Source organism: Niveispirillum sp. CC-CTL257 (genome assembly GCF_059489915.1).
In genome coordinates this window covers 471,009-486,616 of sequence record NZ_JCAJXE010000004.1, presented here as the reverse complement: position 1 = coordinate 486,616, position 15,608 = coordinate 471,009, and the positions used below count along the sequence as shown (strand labels likewise).

At 64.4% G+C, this 15,608-nt stretch carries 12 protein-coding genes; 5 read left to right on the top strand and 7 right to left on the bottom strand.

Going from position 1 to position 15,608, the window contains the following annotated elements; genetic code table 11:
* Positions 1-200 precede the first annotated feature (200 nt).
* From ABC729_RS22715 to ABC729_RS22705, 3 genes are read left to right on the top strand one after another with little or no spacing between them, the layout of a single operon-like run.
* Positions 201-1,292, top strand: coding sequence for an HlyD family secretion protein (locus ABC729_RS22715; protein ID WP_495609890.1), 1,092 nt, complete (start codon positions 201-203; stop codon positions 1,290-1,292).
* Complete coding sequence (locus tag ABC729_RS22710) at positions 1,289-2,890, top strand: DHA2 family efflux MFS transporter permease subunit (RefSeq protein ID WP_495609889.1); 1,602 nt, start codon at positions 1,289-1,291, stop codon at positions 2,888-2,890. Before ABC729_RS22715 ends, ABC729_RS22710 begins: the two co-directional genes overlap by 4 nt.
* Before the next feature lie 21 nt (positions 2,891-2,911).
* Complete coding sequence (locus ABC729_RS22705) at positions 2,912-3,556, top strand: TetR/AcrR family transcriptional regulator (protein WP_495609888.1); 645 nt, start codon at positions 2,912-2,914, stop codon at positions 3,554-3,556.
* A gap of 63 nt (positions 3,557-3,619) precedes the next feature.
* On the opposite strand, the gene ABC729_RS22700 is transcribed toward ABC729_RS22705, so the two are convergent.
* The 7 genes from ABC729_RS22700 to ABC729_RS22670 form a co-directional block, all read right to left on the bottom strand.
* A complete protein-coding gene (locus tag ABC729_RS22700) occupies positions 3,620-4,024 on the bottom strand; it encodes a MarR family winged helix-turn-helix transcriptional regulator (protein ID WP_495609887.1) in 405 nt (134 codons plus the stop codon).
* 149 nt (positions 4,025-4,173) lie between these two features.
* On the bottom strand, positions 4,174-4,347 hold the full coding sequence (locus ABC729_RS22695; RefSeq protein ID WP_495609886.1) for a hypothetical protein: 174 nt from the start codon (positions 4,345-4,347) through the stop codon (positions 4,174-4,176).
* Positions 4,348-4,387: 40 nt separating this feature from the next.
* On the bottom strand, positions 4,388-4,633 hold the full coding sequence (locus ABC729_RS22690) for a hypothetical protein (RefSeq protein ID WP_495609885.1): 246 nt from the start codon (positions 4,631-4,633) through the stop codon (positions 4,388-4,390).
* Between the two features lie 283 nt (positions 4,634-4,916).
* Entirely contained in the window at positions 4,917-5,384 is a 468-nt protein-coding gene (locus ABC729_RS22685) for a spore coat protein U domain-containing protein (RefSeq protein ID WP_495609884.1), read from the bottom strand.
* Positions 5,385-5,631: 247 nt separating this feature from the next.
* Complete coding sequence (locus tag ABC729_RS22680; protein WP_495609883.1) at positions 5,632-9,132, bottom strand: AAA family ATPase; 3,501 nt, start codon at positions 9,130-9,132, stop codon at positions 5,632-5,634.
* Entirely contained in the window at positions 9,132-10,370 is a 1,239-nt protein-coding gene (locus ABC729_RS22675) for a metallophosphoesterase family protein (RefSeq protein ID WP_495609882.1), read from the bottom strand. Before ABC729_RS22675 ends, ABC729_RS22680 begins: the two co-directional genes overlap by 1 nt.
* A 71-nt stretch (positions 10,371-10,441) precedes the next feature.
* The gene (locus ABC729_RS22670; RefSeq protein WP_495609881.1) at positions 10,442-12,520 is read right to left on the bottom strand and encodes a methyl-accepting chemotaxis protein; all 2,079 of its coding nucleotides are present in this window, start codon (positions 12,518-12,520) and stop codon (positions 10,442-10,444) included.
* A gap of 474 nt (positions 12,521-12,994) precedes the next feature.
* Here ABC729_RS22670 and ABC729_RS22665 point away from each other — a divergent pair, with 474 nt between their 5' ends.
* Both ABC729_RS22665 and ABC729_RS22660 read left to right on the top strand, forming a co-directional pair.
* Positions 12,995-13,462, top strand: a complete 468-nt coding sequence (locus tag ABC729_RS22665) for a spore coat protein U domain-containing protein (RefSeq protein ID WP_495609880.1) — start codon at positions 12,995-12,997, stop codon at positions 13,460-13,462.
* Positions 13,463-13,617: 155 nt separating this feature from the next.
* Positions 13,618-15,603 (top strand): calcium-binding protein, encoded by a 1,986-nt coding sequence (locus tag ABC729_RS22660; RefSeq protein WP_495609879.1) that lies wholly within the window; start codon positions 13,618-13,620, stop codon positions 15,601-15,603.
* Positions 15,604-15,608: the final 5 nt, after the last annotated feature.

Here is a 15,608-nt window from a genome sequence, read left to right as displayed (position 1 = left end):
CAGTAGAACGCCAAACCGCGCGGTCCCGCAAGCCCGCCCTTATGTCCTTCCGGTGATCATGCAGCCGCCGCATGCCTGTCGCCACTATTATCAAACCATATCGTCCATTAATTCGGATTGACCGTCCGCACAACCGGGCGCATCTTGCGTCTCAATACTGGACCGTCCAGTTCCAAAATATCGAGACCAGGAACACACCCATGAACCGGAAGATCGCCCTTGCCTTGGCCGTGCCGCTGCTGCTTGCCGGAACCTATGGCGGCTGGCATTGGTGGTCGGTGGCGCGGTTCCAGGAAACGACGGACAACGCCTATGTCGAGGCCGATATCACCATGATCAGCCCGCGCGTGGAGGGCCATGTCGCTTCGGTGGACGTGGTGGAAAATCAAGTGGTGCAGGCCGGCGATGTGCTTCTGCGCCTGGATGACCGCGATCTGCGCGCCAAGGCCGATCAGGCCCGCGCCCGCCGGGATGCCGCCGCTGCCGCCATCGCCAATATCGACAGCCGCCTCACCCTGTCCGGTGCCCTGATCCGCCAGGCCGAGGCCGGGGTATCGTCGGCGCAGGCCGAACAGCGCCGGGCCGGTGCCGATGCCCAGCGTTATACGGCCCTTGCCAACCGCGAATTCGCCAGTCAGCAGAAACTGGCGACCACCCAGGCCGATGCCCAGAAGGCGGGTGCAGCCGTGACGAGGGCACAGGCCGCCCTGACGGCGGAGCGGGATCAGCTGTCGGTTCTGTCCACCGAACGCGCCAAGGCCGAAGCCGCCTTGCAGGAGGCGAACGCCGCCCTGACCCTGGCCGAGAATGACCTGGACAAAAGCGTGATCCGCGCCCCCATCGCGGGTGTGGTCGGCAGTTCCGGGGCGCGGGTGGGGCAGTTCGTGAAGGCGGGGGCGCAGCTGATGGCGCTGGTCCCCGTTCAGGACGCCTATGTCACCGCCAATTTCAAGGAAACCCAGATCGGTCGCCTGCGTGTAGGCCAGCCGGTGGAACTGTCCATTGATGCCTATCCCGACCTGAAGGTTCAGGGCCGCATCGACAGCCTGTCGCCGGCATCGGGCGCGCAGTTCAGCCTGCTGCCGCCGGAGAACGCCACCGGCAATTTCACGAAGATCGTGCAGCGTGTGCCCGTGCGCGTCGCCCTGCCCAAGGAAGGGCCGCTGGCTGGCCGTCTGCGTCCCGGCCTGTCGGTGGAGGTCAGCGTCGATACACGCAATGGCGGACGTGACCTGATCGGCATCGCCAAGGCCGATACGGCCATTCCCCAGCAGGTCGCGGTGCGGCCATGAGCAGCAGCGCCGCTACGCTGGATACGATCCCGGCTGCCGCACCGCCGCCCATCACGGCGGGCATATCGAAGCGGACCCTGGTCGGCTTTGTCGCCATGGTATTCGGCATGTTCATGGCCATCCTGGATATCCAGATCGTGGCCAGCAGCCTGCGCCAGATCCAGGCCGGCGTGGCGGCCAGCGCCGATGAGATTGTCTGGGTTCAGACCAGTTACCTGATCGCCGAAGTGGTGATGATCCCGTTGTCGGGCTACCTGACGCGGCTTCTGTCCACCCGCGTGCTGTTCACCATGGCGGCGCTGGGCTTCACCGTCACCAGCATGCTGTGTGCCCAATCCTCCTCGCTGGAGGAACTGGTGCTGTGGCGGACGCTGCAGGGCTTCATCGGTGGTGGCATGATCCCAACCGTCTTTGCCACCAGCTTCACCGCCTTCCCCCCGGCCCGCCGCGCGCCGGTAACGGTGGTCATCGGTCTGGTGGCGACGTTGGGTCCTACGGTGGGGCCGACACTGGGCGGCTTCCTGACGGAACAGTTTTCCTGGCACTGGCTGTTCATGATCAATCTGGTGCCGGGACTGGCCGTAGCGGCCATCGTCTGGACCTGTATCGATATCGACAAGCCGAACTTCTCCCTGCTGAAGGGTATCGACCTGCCCGGCATCGCTCTGATGGCCCTGTTCCTGGCCAGCCTGGATTATGTGATCGAGGAAGGTGCTCGGGAGCAGTGGTTTCAGGATGAGACGATCCGCGACTTCGCCCTGCTGGCGCTGCTCGCCGGGATTGGCTTCTTCTGGCGGGTTCTGAACTATGACAAGCCGATCGTGGACTTGCGAGCCCTGCGCAATGTGAATTTCGCCATGGGGTCGATCTATGGCTTCGTCATCGGCATCGGGCTTTATGGGTCGGTCTATATGTTGCCGCTCTATCTGGGGCAGGTACGCGGGCTAAATGCGCAGCAGATTGGCGCCACCATGGTGGTGACGGGCATCTGTCAGTTTCTGTCCTCGCCCATCGCAGGTATGCTGTCGTCGAAGATCGATGTGCGGAAGGTGCTGGGCATCGGCTTCACGCTGCTGGCCACCAGTTTCTATATCTCCGTCCCTGTCACCGCTGACTGGCAGTTCGATCAGTTACTGGTGCCACAGATGATCCGGGGTGCGGGCCTGATGTTCTGTATCATCCCCATTACCTCGCTGGCCATGGGCACCCTGCCGCCGCAGCAGGTGCCCAATGCCTCGGGCCTGTTCAACCTGATGCGCAATCTGGGGGGGGCCTTTGGTCTGGCCGGGATCAACACCCTGATCACGGAACGCATGGCCCAGCATGGCCGCGTGCTCTTTGACTGGATCGACCCGACGCGGCCCCAGGTGCAGAATTTCCTGGGCACTGTTGGGGCGCGGGTGGCCGATGCCACGGGTGCTGACCCGTCCACCGCCGGCCTGCCGCTGCTGGCCGCGACCATTCAGAAACAGGCGACGGTGATGACCTTCTCCGACCTTTTCCTGGCCATGGGCGTGGTCTTTACGCTGGCGCTGTTGACGCTGCCCTTCGTAAAACGACCCGTCATGCGGGGCGCTGCTGGCGGCGGCGGGCATTGACCAGATAAAAAGAATGGGAGAATGGCAGTGATGATGGTGGCGGAGGATACAAAGGAAGGAAGGCGCGGCGCGGGGCGCCCGCCTGACATGACCAAGCGCGATGCCATCCTGGACGCGGCCGAGGATGTTTTTGCCCAGGAAGGCTATGGCGCCAGCATGGACCGCGTGGCCGAGGTCGCGGGCGTGTCCAAACAGACCATCTATAAGCATTTCTCCGCCAAGGACCGGCTGTTCGATGCCATGGTGGTGCGCCGGTCGGAACGCATGACGGAACCCGTCACCATGGGCGATCCGGCGGCCCCGCCAGCTGAGGTGCTGACCAATCTGGGGCTGCGGTTTCTGGACCTGATGGCGGGCGGGCAACTGAACTGTCTGTTGCGCACAATGCTGTCGGCGGGGTCGGCCACGGACATGGCCGGTCATTTCTATCAGACCGGCCCCGCCGTCTCTCTCTCCCGGCTCGCCGCTTATCTGAAGCGCCAGCATGACGAGGGGCGGCTATCCGTACCGGATACGATGCTGGCCGCCGAACAGTTCTTCGGGTTGCTGAACGGCCATGTGCAGCTGCGCGGCCTGCTGGGCGTGCTACCCGCGATGGGCGATGCCGAACGGCGCGTCCGGGTGGACGCGGCCGTGCGCGTCTTCATGGCGGGTTATCAGCGCTGAAAACGGTAAGGGGCGGCCCCGGCGGGACCGCCCCTTGCTTCCCACTCCACCCGATATCCCGGTTCAGGCCGTGCGGCGCAGAGTCGGGCGGTTATGGGGTTGGATCAGATCGGATAGTTGCGTCGCCAGTTCACGCCCCCGCTCGGTCAGGGTGATGATCTTGCGGCGGCGCTCACGCGGGTCTTCCTCCGCCTGCACCAGATCGTGACCGGCCTTGCCGAAGCTGTGCCACTTCGACAAGGCGGCCACGTTGCGGGACGCAGAGGATTGGGCGATGCCCAGACGCTCCGACAGGTCACGGATCGACAGGCCCTCATTCTGCGCGATGGTCAGGAATGACAGCGCATACTGAATGGGCAGGTCGGGGTCCAACGTCCGGAGCGCTTCCAGAACGCGGACCAGCGGGTCCAGCGTTTCAGGATGCCATACGGCGGTCCCTGGATTGGTAGGCATCATGGTGACGGCCATCGTTTGTGGGTCCCCTGGCCACCGGGCGCCAACGGCCCGGCGTATAAATCACATGGAGGCGGCCAAGCCAGATCAGGGTTTCGCCATTCTCGCGCCGAACTTCATAGCCGCGCGTGCGTGGGGCGTCCTGATGGGGCCGCGCGGTCAGTTCAAAGAATAATTTCGGGCCGTTGCCCAATGACATGAAGAAGCTCATCACTGCCCTCGATTGTTCGGAAGATCGTTTGTTGGTTGAGGGGGATTTGTCGTGCGGAGGTCGTGCAGCCGGTACCGCGCAGGCCATGCCCGCGCTGGGTACCGGTACGGTTAAACAGATTATCCATGGAAAATATCTCCTATTGGCTGGGGGGTGGCGGGAGGGGTTCAAATGGCTTTATCGCCGAAGGACGGGAAGGTTGCAAGGAACAATCTGTCCCTATATTCCGTCAGTTCCGATATCGGATGGATGCGGAACGAAAAAGGCCGCCTCGGATGGAGCGCGCCCAGCTCCAGCGTGTGGCGGGTGTCTGCATCCAGGTCTCGCAGGATCACATCCGGCAGATCAGGGTAGGGACGTGGCATCGGCGACATCTGCCGGGCAAGCCACCTCAACAAGGTAAGCGTGGACATCACAAATCATCTCCGGTTCAGGGTGAATTAAATCATCCTATATCGGATATGATCCGTCAACACGTATAAGATCCCGGGATTATGGCGCAAACGCCACCCGTGAAAAAGACGAGACAATCCGTCTGTCCGGTCGTCTGCATGCCGAAATGCCAAAACCCCCGCGCGGTCTCCCGGGCGGGGGTTTTGTTTGGGTGCGGTCTTATACCAAGCCCTGGTGACGGACCGGATTGTCAGACGTCATCGTCAGCGTTGACGACACCATTCACACGGCGCGGAACTGGCCTTACTTTGCGGCGATTGTGACGGTGACGGTGTCGGCATAATCGCCAGCGATGTACTGGTCGGAGGCGGGGACGGTGACCTTCAGGTCGGACTTCTTGCCGAACTGGGCGGTGGAACGGTCAACGACCATGGCGGCGGTGAGGGCGGCGGCAGTGTTGTTGTCGTAGCTGACGGTGTAGTTGATGGTGAAGTTGCCTGACTTCAGCTTGCCGGCATTGGCCGAGGCCAGGGTGATCTTGTAGCCGGAGCCGGAATTGCAGGTCTCGGTGACGGAACCGACGGTCTTGCCCGTCTCACCGGCCTTCAGGGCCAGCGACTGGTTCAGGTCCTGGACGGCGATGGTGCAGGAGAGAGCGACATTGCCCTTGAGCTGGATGGTGCCGGACGCGTTCTGGGCCAGGGCGGGGGAGACAGCGGCGGCGGCGATGAGGGCGGCGGCGGCGGTCTTGGCGAAGAACTTGGTCATCATAGGCTCCATCGGTTCGATCTTGTGAGGCGTTGTGGCCTTCATGGGAACCTAGGATTGCAGCCTGTGTGCCAAGTGGTGGCACGGCCTGGAAGTTGAGGGATTCCGCGCCTTTGGGGTGGGCATTCACATCCCATCGACATATTGCATTTCGCAAAACTGCACAATGCATGTTGCTATATGCAGAGAACGTTGCAAAATGAAAGAAACGCGGATAATTCCGCACAACCTAACCTTTCGAATAGAAGCATCAGGCCCGCAGGCGGTGAACGCGAAGCTGGTCCGCCAGGGCCGCCTGCCCCGCCTCCACCACATATTCATGGTGGGTAAACAGGACCACCTGCGTTGCCTGTCCCAGTTCGGCCAGGGCCCGCAGGCCGGCCATGGTCCGCGCCTCGTCCGACGTGATGAACAGGTCATCGGCGATAAAAGGAAGCGGCGTGGCCTGGGCCACATGCGCCTCCACCGCCGCGATGCGCAGGGCCAGGAACAGCTGGTCTCGCAGACCTTCGCTCATATCCTCAACATGCGCGTCGCTGCCATCCTGACGCACGCCGACCAGAACGGGATGGTCGGCATCGCCGTAATCGACCTTCAGCCGCATGACGGGATTGCCGCCGCTGGCCGCCATGGCCGCCAGAACCGCGCCTGCCCGCCGCAGCAGCGGATGTTCATTGCGGTCGCGATAGCGTTCCACCGCCTGGGTCAGCAGCAGCGACGCCGCCCGCAGCCGCAGCCAGCGCCCCGCCAGTTGCGCGGCACGAGCCGCCGCGTCCGCCGCGTCCTGGGCCGCCCCGCCAATGCCGGCCCGCTGCCGCAACTGGGCCAGTCCATGTTCGGCGTCCCGCAGCCGGCCGGATGTTTCGGCCAGATCATTCTGGGCGCCCTCAATCCGCGCCGACAGGTCCGCCACCTCTGCCGCCAGGGCATCAGGGTCCAGGGCCGAAACCGCTGCGCGCAGCTGCTCGGCATCCTGCCCGTCGCTGGCACGCGTCAGTTCCGCCTGCAACGCCGCCGCATTGGCCAGCAGTTCCCGCCGCCGCGCCGCGCCTGCCACCATGGCGGGCACATCGTCCACGTCCGAGAGCCGGTGCAGGCGGCGCAGGTCGGACAGGACAGCGGCGGCGTCGCGGGCCGCACGCGCGGCCTGATCGGCGCGTTTGGCGGCCAAGTCGCGGGATTGTTGCAGGCTTTCGCGCCGCGCGGCCAGACTGCGGGCCTGACGCAGGGCGTCATAAAGGACACCGGCCGCCGCATCTGCCGACACGTCCAGCCCCGCAAGCATCTCTGCCGCTGCGGATAGCAGGGCAGCGCTGTCGGCCCGATAGGCCTCCATATCGCGTTCCAGACCGGCAATACGGTGGTCCAGGTCGCGGATCTGCCGCAACTCGCCGGCAATATCCTCCCACACCCGCAGGGCGGCCTCTGCCTCCGCCGGCAGGGACTGGGCCGGCAGACCAATGCTCGCCATATCGGCGGCCCAGTCGGCACCCCAGCCGTCCAGCGCCCGCTCCGCCGCTGCCAGATCATCCGTCGCATGATCCAGCGCGGCGCGGATCAGCGTGAATTTCTGTTCGGCCTTGGCCGCCATATCCGCCGTCTGCCGGGCCTGGGCATGCGCCGCCTCCGCCGCCACGCGCAAGGCCGGCAGGGAGGTGTCGGCGTGCATCTCCCCACCGCAGAGGGTTAGTGCAAGATACAGATGGGCCGCGCATTGGCCGGCATCATCGTTAACCGCCGCCAGCGCGTCGGCCAGTTGCGTGCGCTGTTCCAGGGCCGTCAGGACGGCACCCACCTGGGTCAGAAAGGCCGCCATCTCTGCCGGACCGCCCGGCGTAACATCCGCAGGTTGCCACAGACCGGCCCAGGTCTGCGACAGGCGCTGTTCCTCCTGCTCCAGGGCCGCCGCATCTCGGCCAAGCGCTGCCAATCGCTCGGTACAGGCGGCCAGATCGCTTTCAGCACGCAGATAATCGGCCACACGCTGCGCATCCCGGTCACGCCGGTCGGCCAGATCATCGGCACCGCGCAGCGCCGCCTCGAACATCGGGACGGTATCGGCGGGTGCCGGCGTGCCCTTGCTCAGATGCGGGCGCAGAACCGCCCATTGCCCATCACGGTCCCGGCGCGATTGGGCGATCACTGACGGTGTGGGCACGTCGCCGCCACCGGCCAGGGTGCGCAGAGTCTGGCGCAGGCGGGTGGCCTCGGTTTCCGCCGCCCGCTGATCTTCCAGCAGGCGCAGACGCCGTCCCTCCAGCGCCTGTTCCTGCTGCCGCTGCCGTTCCACGGCCTCCATCGGCGGCAGGGGCAAGGTCGCCAGTTGCTCCGGCGGCAGGGCGAAGCGACCCAGCCGGGCCGTCAGCTGGGTCAGGCGCGCGGCGGCATCGTCCAGCGCGCGGCGTGCCCGGTCCTGGCGCAGTTCCACCTCCCCGAAGCGGCGGGCGGCGGTCAACGCCGCCTCCGCCTGGATCAGGCGGGCGGCATCTGGGGAGCTTGATGGCTGCTGACGCTCGGCCTGCCTCAGCTCGCGGCTGGCGGCCTCATGCCGGCGGGCGGCGTCGCTGCGCGCCTGATCCAGCCGGGCGTGCTCCTTCACTTTGTCGCGAATGCGCGCGATCAGCAGGCGGTCGGGCAACCGCGCCGACAGCACGGCCGTCTCCGCCAGCTGCCCGATATCGCGCGCCGCCTGTTCCAACCGGGCCAGGGCCGCCGCCAGTTCCTGCCGCCGCTTTGGCAGGTCGGCGGCGGATTTTGCCCATTCCCCTTGCCGCTGATACAGCGCCTCAATGGCGGCGGCCAGCGACAGCAGCGGTGGAACGGATCCCGCCTGTTCCAGTACCTGCTCAGCCTCGGCCAGCGCCTGTGCCGCCTGCTCGGCCTGACGCGTGCCGGTCAGCAATTCTGCCTCTGCCCGGTGCCAGTCGGCGGCCAGTGTTTCAGGCAGATCTGGGCCATCGCCGGCGCTGGCCAATTGCCGCGCCAGATCGTCCAGCCGGGCCAGCAGCGGGCGCACACGCCGCAACCTTTCCAGCCGGCTGCGTGCCGTCTGTGCCTCCGCCAGGGTCTGGCGGATCGCGGCCAGTTGCGCGCGGGCGGTGGCGACCGCCGTTTCCGCCGCTTCCCAGGCTTCCACCTTCGTGGCCTCGTTGCGCATACGGGCCGTTGCATCGGCATGGGCGTCGATGGCCTGCCACAGGGGTTTGCTGGCCTGCTTGCGGTGCGGGCTGCCGATCTCGTCTGCATCGCCGGTCAGGCGATTGACGATGCGGTCCAGGCCCGACAAGCCGCTGCCCGCCTGGAACAAGGACCGGGCCAGATCGCCACCGGCGGCCAGCATCGCCTCGCCGCCCGCCCGCAACCGTGCATGGTCCAGGCCGAACAGTCGCTCAAACCCCGCCCGGTCAAGCCCACCCAGCCAGGGCGCCAAGCTATTGTCGGGCAACGCCGTCCCGCCATCGCCGTCCAGCAGGGTCGCGGTCCGCCCCTTGCGCCGCTTGACCTCCATGACCCGCCCGTCGGGCAGAGACAGCACCGCCCCGATGCGCAAGGCGTTGTTGCCATGGCGGAAGCCCAGGCGGGAGCGTTCCGGCACCCCGAACAGCAGGTCGCAGATGGCCAACAAGGCCGTGGATTTCCCGGCCTCGTTGGGACCATGGATGATATGCAGGCGCGCGTCCGGGTCCGACAGGTCCAGACTGGTCCCGTCGAAATGACCATATCGTTCCAGGTCCAGGCGGTTGATACGCATCAGCCTTCTCCGCCCGACAGCCGGTTCAGCAACAAGGCTTCCGCATCTTCCAGCAAGCCTGCGAGCGCCCCATCGCCATCCAATCCCAGATCGGCCAGGGCCCGTTCCGGCAGCCGTGCCTTCAACTGTGCGATATCTTCCAGCAGCGGGCCCAGCGCCTGTTCATCCTCCTTCAGAACGGCCAGCACGCCGGCCAACTCCGCCAGCGCATCCCCTGATGGTGCCGTCCCGTGGGCCGGGTCGCGCGTCTCCACCAGAACCCGTTCGATCCAGATATCGCCACCGACCCGGGCCGCTGCTTGCTCGGCCTCTGCCGACAGCCAGACGGGATCGGCCTTCAGCCGCCGGTGCAGTCCGGTGGTTCCCGTCAGCATCAGGCGCACGGCCAGGGTACGGTCGCCGGCTTCCATCCGTGCCTCGGCCAGGGCAGCGGCGATACGGTCGGCCAGCACCCGCTCCCCCTCCGCCCCGCCCAGCGTCACCGTGACGCGCAGCCAGCGGACATCGTCCAGCACGATATGCGCGGCATCGAGGATGCGTCCGGCCTCCACCGTTACCAGCGTGGCACCTTTCGGCCCCGTCTCATTGGCGTGGCGGCCCTGAAGGTTGCCGGGGAAGATGATCCAGGGATCACGGTCGATGACGGCGCGCTCATGCACATGGCCCAGCGCCCAGTAATCATAGCCCCTGGCCTTCAGATCGGCCGGGGAGCAGGGGGCGTAGCGGGCATGCGGCGGCTTGCCCTCCAGTGCGGTATGCAGCACGCCGATATTCAGCAGGCCGGCGACAGGGGCGGGATATGAGGGCACCAGATTGTCGGTGACATCACGGGTGTGAAAGCTGCGCCCATGCAGAACCACCCCCAATTCTTCCAGCCGGAAACTCTGCGGCTTGCGATGGTCGAACACGTGCACGTTGGGCGGCAGCGACAGCCGCCTGGTCATCGTGCTTTCGGCATCATGATTGCCGCGCAGCAGGTAGACGGGGATGGCGGCGCGTTCCAGGCGGGCCATCTGTTCGGCGAAGAACAGACCCGTCATGAAATCGCGCCAGTCGCCATCATAAAGATCGCCCGCGATGATCAGGAACGCGACCTGTTCATCCATGGCCAGATCGACCAGCCGCACCAGGGCGCGGCGGGTGGCCCCCACCAGCATCTCCGCCCGCTCCCCCGCGCGGGCCGCGAGGCCCAGCAGGGGACTGTCCAGATGGATGTCGGCGGCGTGCAGGAAACGCATGGGGACGACCGGAAGGGAATGGGACTACAGCCTTACCCGTTCCGGTCCCGCCTGCGCAACGACCGAGAGGATCAGCCGGCCCGCACCTGGGCCGCGAAGCGGGTCACTTCGCGTTCGGCCTCGGCTGTGCCGTTACGCACGCCGGTGGCGCTTTCCAGAGCCGCAGCGGCGGCCTCAGTCACGGCCATCACCTTGTTGTTGATGCTCTGTATGGCGCGCGACGCCTCCTCCGTGCCACGGGCCGCTTCGCTGACATTGCGGGCGATTTCCTGGGTGGCGGCGGTCTGTTCCTCCACGGCACCGGCGATGGCGGCGGCGGTTTCGTTGATGGCGCGGATGGTGCCGGCAATGCCGCCCATGGCCCTCGCCGCCTCCGCCGAACTGTCGCGAATGCCGCCCACCAGATCGGCGATCTCCTCCGTCGCGCGGGCCGTCTGGCTGGCCAGGTTCTTCACCTCCGACGCGACGACGGCGAAGCCCTTGCCGGCCTCACCCGCACGGGCAGCCTCAATGGTGGCGTTCAGGGCCAGCAGGTTGGTCTGGTTGGCAATATCGCTGATCAAATTAACGACGGCACCGATACGCTCTGCCGACTGGGTCAGCAGATCGACGGTGCCCGTCGCCGATCCTGCCTCTTGTGCCGCACGGGCCGCGACATTGGCCGACATCTGCACTTGGGTCCCGATTTCCGTGATGGACGCACGCAACTGGTCGGCAGCCGCGGCAACGGTCTGTACATTAGACGCGGCCTCGGTCACGGCACCGGCGCCGATGGAGGCGGTGCGTTGGGTATCATCGCAGTCGCCCGACATGCGGCGGGCCTCTTCCACCATGCTGGCGGCAGAGCGACCGACACCACGCAGCAGGTTGCCGACCTCCTGTTCGAACCGCTGGGCCAGTTCCTGACGCTCACGGCGGCGGTTGGCCTGCGCCTCCTCCTCTCGTCGCGCGGCATCGGCACGCAGATTTTCTGCCTGGGCCAAGCCGTCGCGGAATTCAACCACTGCTTCCGCCATGTGACCGATTTCATCCTGGCGGTTGGTGCCGGGCACGGCAACGCCCAAGTCGCCACGCCGCATCGCGGCCATGGCATCGGTCAGCGCCAGGATTGGGCGGGCAACACCGTGCCCCAGCCAGCCGAAAGCAACAGCGGCCAGAATGATCAGCAGCAGGCTGACGCCGGCCAACATCAGCAGATTGTCGCGCAAGGCGTTGTCCAGCACCGCCATGGGCAAGGTGACCAGCAGGGTCCATTGCTCGCGCATACCATCAAACCGGATGGGGTTGGCAACGACGATACGCGGCTGACCATCCAGCCTGGCCGTACCCCACACCATGTGCCCTTCCTTACGGGCCCGATCCACCAGCGCCGACAGATCCCCCTTCTCCAGCGGCTTGTTCAGGCTGGCAGCAGCCGGATGCACGACCCAATGGTCATTGTGCGCGAGAAGGCGGACATCGCCCTGACCCAGCGGGCGGAAACTGGCAAACTGATTCTGCAAGGCTGTCAGCGCAAGGTCCGTTGTGGTCACCCCGACGACCTTACCGTCGCGGCGCAAGGGGGTAGAGACGGTCACCAGGAGCGCGTCCTTGCCCTCAATCGGATAGAGATAGGGAACGGTGAGCAGGGTGCGGTTGAGGCGGATAGGGTCAAGATACCATTCCTGGATCCCGGCCTCGATCGTCATGACCAGGGGCTCAATCCCCACCGTGCCATCGGACTTGTTGAAATAGTAGGGGACGAAGCGGCCCGTTGCGTCTGCGCCCACCACGCCCTTGCCAGCAGCATCATTGCCGTCGAACCCGTTCGGCTCGAAGGCCACCGTCACACCCACAATACGGGGATTGCTGCGCACCATCTCCACCGTCTGGGCGGACACCATGTCACGGGTGAAGCCCTTGGTCTTCAGGCCCGCTTCCATCGCTGCGTTGATATTCACAGCATTGCGGGCCGCACGTTCGATGATGTCGGTCGCCACCAGCGTATATTGAACCGATGCTTCCCGCAGCATGGTGTCGATATTGCTCTTGGTGGACCGGTGCGCCAACAGCGCTTCGGTCGCGGTCAACGTCAGACCCAGCAGCAGACACAGGGCAATACCGGAGAGAACCAGCTTTGCCTTCAGAGAAGATCGAACAATAGAAAGCATGACTGAAACCTTTGAAACACGTGATGCTAGGGCGTGCACAGCACAAAACCCACCAAGCGAAGAGGGCGGCGGTCGATAGCAACGGATTTTGCGGATGATTAACCAATAATTTACAAATTCACTATCTAAAAGTTATCGATTTTAAGTTACAATTGTTTCATTTCAGAAGAAATAGTGAAGTCATCACAAAACACGCAGATGTATCGCAGCAACCACAGGCGGGGTCTGGCAGCCATACTTTCCGACAGGTTGCGTTCCCCGGTGCGGGATCCTTTCATTTTGCAACGTTCTCTGCATATAGCAACATGCATTGTGCAGTTTTGCGAAATGCAATATGTCAATAGAGTGTGAATGCCCACCCCAAAGGCGCGGAATCCCTCAACTTCTGGGCCGCGCCACCACTTGGCACACAGGCTGCAATCCTAGGTTCCCATGAAGGCCACAACGCCTCACAAGATCGAACCGATGGAGCCTATGATGACTAAGTTCTTCGCCAAGACCGCCGCCGCCGCCCTGATCGCCGCCGCCGCTGTCTCCCCCGCCCTGGCCCAGAACGCATCCGGCACCATCCAGCTCAAGGGCAATGTCGCTCTCTCCTGCACCATCGCCGTCCAGGACCTGAACCAGTCCCTGGCCCTGAAGGCCGGTGAAACCGCCAAGACCGTCGGTTCCGTCACCGAAACCTGCAATTCCGGCTCCGGCTACAAGATCACCCTGGCCTCGGCCAATGCCGGCAAGCTGAAGTCCGGCAACTTCACCATCAACTACACCGTCAGCTACGACAACAACACCGCCGCCGCCCTCACCGCCGCCATGGTCGTTGATCGTTCCACCGCCCAGTTCGGCAAGAAGTCCGACCTGAAGGTCACCGTCCCCGCCTCCGACCAGTACATCGCTGGCGATTATGCCGACACCGTCACCGTCACAATCGCCGCAAAGTAAGCGCTACAGCGACAACCACAGACCAAAGCCTCCGCTCGGAAGAACCGGCGGGGGCTTTTGGTGCGACCAGAAATAGTTCGAATTTTATCTAACTCTGCTAAGCTGTTCTGAGTGAAAGATTGCAGGCATGGCTGGGACCATGCGCCGGAGACGCGATGGCCGATTGGCAGACAAAGATGGTCAAGACCAGCGCGCAGGCCGGCAAGCTGAGTGCGGCTGAGATCGTAGCCATTGCGCGTTCCAACCTGGGGTTGGTTGTGGGCGCGGCGACCGGTATGGATTTCGCGCGCGAGGTCGCCAGCATCGCCGAGGGTGCGAATAATTCCTTCTTCGTGGTGGACGGCGAGTCGCGGGGCAGTGTCCTGGCCGCAATGCGCTATGAATTGGTCAATGCCCGCGCCATCAACGATAACTGGCTGGTCGCGGGGGCCTATGTCGGCACACCACCGGACAATTGGGTCAGCGGTCTGCGCCCCGGCGATCAGGTGCGGTTGAACTGGACGCTTGGGGCAAAGGGCAGCGAAACCGATCATACTTTCATCGTGACGGCCGTCGGCAGTGACAATCAGGGCGTCACGCTGACCCGTATCGATAATGGCGACCGTAACGGTGCCATCGCTGAGACCACCATCACCAGCGCCGCCCTGGCCGGAACCGCGCCAAATGAGGTGATGATCTATCGGCTGCGCAATGCGTTCGAGGGGGTGAAGGGTACGGCTGCTGCCGATACGCTCAGCGCTGGTGCCAACACCCCTGCCTCTATCGACGGTGGCAATGGCAATGACAGCATCACCGGCAGCGGCAGCGCCGACCTTCTGATCGGCGGAGCGGGCGCGGATACGTTGGTTGGCGGTGGCGGCTCCGATCTTCTGCGCGGCGGTCTTGGCACGGACGAGATGCGGGGCGGTGCCGACAATGACCATTATGAGGTCGATGCCAGCAACGAACGCGTCATCGAAAATGCCGATGAGGGCATTGACACGGTCTATACCCAGGTCAACTACACCCTGCCCGATAATGTCGAGAATTTGGTGGTTCTGGCTGTGGCCAGCCTGACCGCTACCGGAAACGCTCTCGATAACAATATCTTGGGTTACAGCGGCAACGACACCCTGAATGGCGGGGCGGGCAACGATACGCTGTCGGGCGGTACCGGCAATGATCTGCTGAATGGCGGGACCGGCGCAGACATGATGGCTGGCGGTGCCGGCAACGACATCTATGTGGTCGACGATAACGGCGATCAGGTCATCGAGGCCAACCAGGCCGGCACCGACGAGATCCAGACGGCCCTGACCGCATATCAGCTGGGCAGCAATATCGAGAACCTGACCTACAAGGGCACTGCTGCCTTCACCGGTACTGGCAACGGGCTTGCCAACCGTCTGACGGGTGGGGCGGGCAATGACCTGCTGGATGGCGGTGCCAGCAACGATACGATGCTGGGCGGTGCTGGCAACGACACCTATATCGTCGATGCCACGGGCGACATTGTCACCGAGAGTGCCAATGGCGGCACAGACACGATCCTGGTCGGGATCAACCGTTACAGTCTTGGCGCGGAGGTTGAGAACCTGACCTATACCGGCAAGGATGGCTTTACCGGTACCGGCAACGCCCTGAACAACATCATCACCGGCGCGGTTGGCGACGACAAGCTGAACGGCGGCAACGGCACCGACACGCTCCTGGGCGGGGCCGGCAACGATACGCTGATCGGCAGCAGTGGCGTCGATATGCTGACGGGCGGCGAGGGCAAGGATCTGTTCCAGTACGCCTCTGTCATCGAGAGCCGGGGCACCGGCTCCTTGGCCGCCAGCATTATCGACAGCATCACGGACCTTGAGCTGGGTGATACGGTTGGCACTCCCCAGGACCGTATCGACCTTCCCTTTACGGTGAAGACCGTCCTGGAAGGCACGACCCAATTGACGGGCACGACCCTGGCCGCCGCCGTCAATACGCTGTTCGTCAGCGGCAAACTGTCCAAGACCACCTTCACCGCGGGCCTGTTCAGCCACGGCGAACAGACCTATCTGATCGTTAGTGGTAGCGTCGCCGGCACCGTGTTCAGCACCGATGATTTCATCGTGAACATCACCGGTTTCACCGGCACACTGGATATGGGCGATCTGATCTGACGGCT